Below are 4,139 nucleotides of genomic sequence, written 5' to 3'. Positions count from 1 at the left end.
TACGGGGGCGGGTGGGTCGAGGGAAAGATAAATCCTATTGTTTATTATTGTTAGGAGGGTCTACCCCAGAAGCCAGACAACGGTTACAAGTTTTAGAACAATCTCAGGATGGGTTTTTGATAGCAGAAATGGATTTACAATTGCGGGGGCCAGGACAAGTTTTAGGCACTCGTCAATCGGGTTTACCGGATTTTGCTTTAGCCAGTTTAGTGGAGGATCAAGAGGTGTTACAATTAGCCAGGGAAGCTGCACAAAAAGTTTTAGAAAAAGATGGAACCTTACACAGTTGGCCATTAATGCGGGAGGAATTAAATCGTCGTTATCTTAAGATGATGGGAGGTAGTATTTTAACTTAATTGAATAGAGTATTAGATTAAAACAGTACACTCTTTCTATTGTCCATTGCCCATTGCCCATTCGTCGTAATTCGTAATTCGTAATTCCCTATTCCCTGTTCCCTGTTCCCTTAAAAAAAAATGAAAATAGTATTAACGAATGATGATGGCATTGATGCACCCGGAATTCGAGCCTTGGGGAAAGCAATTTCTGGTGATAAAATTTTGATTGCTCCCAATAAAGAATATTCTCAATGTGGGCATCAAGTTACAACTCACCAAGGAATTCATGTTGAAAAACGGTCGAAAATTGAATATGCAATTGGGGGAACTCCAGCCGATTGTATTCGATTAGCGGTATCTCATCTTTGTCCTGATTTAAGTTGGGTGATTTCAGGAATTAATCCAGGGGGAAATATGGGGGTTGATGTGTATATTTCGGGAACGGTGGCGGCGGTGCGGGAAGCGGCAATTCAGGGAATTCCAGCGATCGCTTTATCCCAATATCGCAAAGGCGGAAAACCGGTAAACTGGAAAACGGCAACTCGTTGGGCTAGTTTAGTCTTAGAAGAATTAATGAAACATCCTCCCCAACGGGGATATTTTTGGAATGTTAATTTTCCCTATTTGGAACCGGAAGAACCCGACCCTGATATTGTATTTTGTAAATTAGGAACTCAATCTTTACCCATTAACTATAGAAGAGAAGGAGATTATTTTTATTATCACGGAAATTATAGCGATCGCATCTATGAACAAGGAACCGATGTCGAGGTGTGTTTCCGAGGAAAAATAGCGGTGACATTAATTAAATTGTAGAGTCGGGAAGAGGGAAGAGGGAAGAGGGAATTACGAATTACGAATTACGAATTACGAATTACGACGAATGGGCAATAGGCAATCTTGCTATAGGCAACAAAAACAGTTGGAAATTGACCGGCTTTCAAGTTCTTGAGATAGGTAGGTTAATTTTATTCAACTCCTAATTACTATTTCTAGGGTTCCTGAAAATTAACTTAAATCAATGTATTCTTTAATACAATAAAAACCCGGATTTGATGAGAAAATTTTCATGCAACCGATGGCAAATTCCTTTAAGATTAGGGGAAAACCACCCGTTAAGTGAAAATACTCATCCTCTATCCTAGGTATCATAACTCTTCAGGAGTTTAAACCGAGGAACCTAAGTAATCCGGGTGACGTCATCACTAACGGAATTTTTCATCAACCGAGTTCCACCCATGAGCCAATCTATCCCTATTTCTTGGTCTACGGCTGAAGTCTCTATCCCCCTAGAGCAAATCCCCCTTGAACAACTGTCAAATTCTGATTTGGTTTTGCGTTGTCAACAGGGAATTTGTCCTGACCGAGCCGCGTTTACAGAACTACTTCGCCGCTATCAATCCCATGTTGATAAAATTCTCTATCACCTAGCCCCAGATTGGCAAGATCGAGCAGACTTGGCTCAAGAAATCTGGATTCGGGTGTATCGTAATATTAAACGTTTGCAAGAACCCGTAAAATTTCGAGGATGGTTAAGCCGAATTGCGACTAATTTATTTTACGATGAACTCCGCAAACGTAAACGAGTAAAACCTCCCCTTTCTTTAGATGCACCGCGCAATATTGAAGATGGAGAAATGGACTGGGAAATTGCCGCCGATAGTCCGGGCCCCGATGAAGATATGGCTACCCGTGAATTTTATAGCCATCTTCGAGATGCCATTGCTGATTTACCCGAAGTTTTTCGGACAACGATTGTTTTGCGAGAAATTGAAGGATTAGCTTATGAAGAAATAGCTGAAATTACAGGAGTTTCCCTGGGAACGGTAAAATCAAGAATTGCCAGAGCTCGTCAACGGTTACAAGCCGATTTACAAGTTTATCTGAATCCGTAAAAAATTGGCGTGAGGGGGTGCAATTGGTGGATTTTACCGATACAATAGTTATATAGGTTTCAAGCCCTATTTTTCATGACTTTTCCCCCAACTATAAGCTGAATTGAGTTTGTCTAATTTCATGTCGAATTTCATACTTGGTGAATGGGGGTGTTCCGATGAAGCACAATTTTGAGCCAGAACCACAAATTAACTCAACCCTCCAGGGGCATCTACTTGACCCTCAACAGTTTCAATTACTGAGTGCCTACGTTGATGGAGAAACGACGGTTTCAGAACGCCGTCAAGTTCAAGCTTGGCTAGATCATGACCCTCAAATTAAAGCAGTTTATTTACAACTGCTGCAACTTCGTTCTCGCTTACAAGCCGCACCTGTTCCCGCCTCCCATTCCTCGGTGCAACAACTCGCTAACCGTGTTTTCCAACGCCTAAATCAAAGAACTCGTGTTATAATATCTTGGGGGGGAACTGCGATCGCTGCATTATTAGTGATGACGGTTTCTGGCAATTTGGGGCGAGTGGCAATGGTGGCTCAATCTCAAAATTTGAATGATTCAGAACCCTTACAAATAGCCTTGAATGAACCTCTAATTCCCATTGTTAATCCGAATGCAGTTAGTATTAGTGTAGATCAACCGATTATTCCAATTCCGAAAGCTGCTGTTTCTACACCAACTGATTAAGCCGTTTGTTTTTGTTAATTAAAATAATAGAACTCTAGGGATACAAAATTACTGTGTCCCTAGAGTTTTTTTAACACTTAATCTCGATTTTTCCAACATCCATCAGGAATCAAAACCCCTGAATAAACCTGAACTTTTGTCATGTCCATCAGATAAGCCCAAACTAAGCCCAAGGGTTGATGATTGAGATCGAATACGGGAATTTGTTGGCGCTGATATTCATTTTCTTCCGGGGGACGGTGGGGTTGATAATCTTCCAATTGATCTAAATCTATAAAAATATTGGGGTCTGAAAAAGATAAAATCACTCCCTGCACAATGCCATCCCCAGCAACCAACCCTGGATACCCTAAAGATAAATCATAGAGTTTTCCCTGAACTACAGCAGGACGCTGGGCGATGACCCGTCCCTGACAATAGCGCAGATAATTGCTTTCCCCCGGTTTGAGCGTACCATATACAAATACATGAATGAGATTTGTCATCGTTTGGCTATCCTGTCTGGATTTGAGAAAGTTGTTAAAACTTTTTGTTAACATGATTAATAGCTGATCATCTTAACCCTTGAGATGAAGGCGATGATGGGTTCGGGTTGAGTTTGTTTTTTACTTCTGAATTTATTCATGCTGATAGCCGTTAATTTAATCGATTTTTCAGTTCATACCTTACCGTTAAGTGCGTTTTTCCCGGAATTTCCCCTGTTTGACGGTATTTTTTCCACCCAGGGCGTGATGGTGATGTTGCTGGCTGCTTATGCGGTTGCGATGTGGATGTTTTTAACCAGTGCTCCTAAAGTTCATACCATTATGGTTTCGGATTTGAATGTGGCCAAGGATTTTTATGAAGGTTTATTAGGATTGTCTGTAGCAGATGTTCCTTTGCATTATTACTATAACTATGAACAAACTTTAGGAGCAACGGGAATTGATCCGCTTTATCTGTCTACCCCTGTGGGGAGTGCGGCGACTAAAATGCAGGGGACTGAGGGACTATGGTATCAACTGATGAAAAACACTCAGTTACATATTATTGGGGGTGCGAGTTATGGGTCTAAAGATCAAGAACGTCATGTTTGTTTTGATCGAGATTGTTTAGAACAAATTTTAATGCGGGTACAATTGCGAGGGGTCAAGCATAAAATTCGTAGCGAAAGACCGTTAAATTTTTTAGTTAAAGATTTAGATAATCGGGTTATTGAGATGACGGAAGTTAAGAGTTAGAGG

Annotated in this window: 5 protein-coding genes and 1 pseudogene; 5 read left to right on the top strand and 1 reads right to left on the bottom strand. The window is 40.9% G+C overall.

Features of this window, described 5'->3' with window-relative positions; all coding sequences use genetic code 11:
• The 4 genes and pseudogenes from IQ236_RS27385 to IQ236_RS27370 form a co-directional block, all read left to right on the top strand.
• Window positions 1–356 (top strand): annotated as a pseudogene (locus tag IQ236_RS27385) (ATP-dependent DNA helicase RecG); the annotation flags it as partial.
• Window positions 357–476: 120 nt separating this feature from the next.
• A complete protein-coding gene (surE, locus tag IQ236_RS27380) occupies window positions 477–1,154 on the top strand; it encodes a 5'/3'-nucleotidase SurE (RefSeq protein WP_193872375.1) in 678 nt (225 codons plus the stop codon).
• 422 nt (window positions 1,155–1,576) lie between these two features.
• On the top strand, window positions 1,577–2,233 hold the full coding sequence (locus tag IQ236_RS27375) for a sigma-70 family RNA polymerase sigma factor (protein WP_190525121.1): 657 nt from the start codon (window positions 1,577–1,579) through the stop codon (window positions 2,231–2,233).
• Window positions 2,234–2,391: 158 nt separating this feature from the next.
• The gene (locus IQ236_RS27370) at window positions 2,392–2,916 is read left to right on the top strand and encodes an anti-sigma factor family protein (RefSeq protein ID WP_190525123.1); all 525 of its coding nucleotides are present in this window, start codon (window positions 2,392–2,394) and stop codon (window positions 2,914–2,916) included.
• Window positions 2,917–2,993: 77 nt separating this feature from the next.
• Here the strand turns inward: IQ236_RS27370 and IQ236_RS27365 are convergent, their stop codons facing one another.
• Window positions 2,994–3,401 carry a gamma-glutamylcyclotransferase family protein gene (locus tag IQ236_RS27365; RefSeq protein ID WP_190525131.1) on the bottom strand — a complete coding sequence of 136 codons (408 nt, stop codon included), beginning with the start codon at window positions 3,399–3,401 and terminating at the stop codon, window positions 2,994–2,996.
• A gap of 138 nt (window positions 3,402–3,539) precedes the next feature.
• Here IQ236_RS27365 and IQ236_RS27360 point away from each other — a divergent pair, with 138 nt between their 5' ends.
• On the top strand, window positions 3,540–4,136 hold the full coding sequence (locus tag IQ236_RS27360) for a VOC family protein (RefSeq protein WP_190525133.1): 597 nt from the start codon (window positions 3,540–3,542) through the stop codon (window positions 4,134–4,136).
• The last annotated feature ends 3 nt before the right edge of the window (window positions 4,137–4,139 follow it).

The organism is Planktothrix mougeotii LEGE 06226, assembly GCF_015207485.1.
In the GTDB taxonomy this organism is placed as follows: Bacteria; Cyanobacteriota; Cyanobacteriia; order Cyanobacteriales; family Microcoleaceae; genus Planktothrix.
The sequence above is the reverse complement of the archived record's forward strand: the minus strand, read 5'-3'. Positions and strand labels throughout refer to the sequence as shown.